The organism is Paenibacillus sp. 598K, from assembly GCF_003851045.1.
Taxonomy (GTDB): Bacteria; Bacillota; Bacilli; order Paenibacillales; family Paenibacillaceae; genus Paenibacillus_D.
Genome location: NZ_BFBX01000157.1, coordinates 1 through 744, shown reverse-complemented (window position 1 = coordinate 744; position 744 = coordinate 1). Strand labels below are relative to the sequence as shown.

General features: G+C 61.0%; 1 protein-coding gene. It reads right to left on the bottom strand.

What is annotated here, in order from left to right; genetic code table 11:
• On the bottom strand, positions 1–744 hold a 744-nt coding region (locus PA598K_RS32245), incomplete at both ends, for a tRNA lysidine(34) synthetase (protein ID WP_185602358.1).

The window sequence follows — 744 nt, the reverse complement described above, 5'->3', positions numbered from 1 at the left end:
CCCTCGCCGCTAGTCGCCGGCTCCGTCGCAAGCTCGAAGATCGTCGGCGGCTCCGTCTCCAGGACGACGATGCGTCCCTCGGGGCGGATGATCTCGTAATGATAGCCCATTCCTTGACTTACATTATGTATACTTTGGTCCAGCCAATACAATCTGTCATACTCCCGCACGAAGCGCAGCCCTGCGCCGACATCGGTATGCCACGTCGTTCGCGAAGGATCGGCCGACGCCTCCCGGATCGCTTCGATGCGCGCATAGGATACAATTTCCTGCTCCGGAGAGAGATAGTATAATATTAGTTTAATCAATCTCCTTTGTAAAGCGATATGCAGCCCCAGCAAGTCCTCTCTGGCCATGGAGAAGCCGCGCTTCTCTCGCTGCACTAGCCGCTCATAACAACGCTCGGTCTGGCTCTCGATCCAGTCGTCCTCCTGCCCGGCCAGCTCGGCCAGCCGGCAGAGCGCCTCGCGCAGCTCGGGGTTGTACGCCTCGAGGCGAGGCATGATATCGAGCCGCAACGCATTGCGCACATAATACCGCTCGGTGTTGCTCTCATCCTCGACGCAAGGCAGCCGATGCTCCCGGCAGTAGGCCATCAGCGACGCCTTGGGCACCTCCAGCAGCGGCCGGATCAGCTCGACGCCGCGATCCCGTCGGCGCATCCGCATACCGGAGAGTCCGGTCGTGCCAGTGCCGCGCAGCACACGCATCAGCACGGTCTCTGCCTGATCGTCGGCATGATGG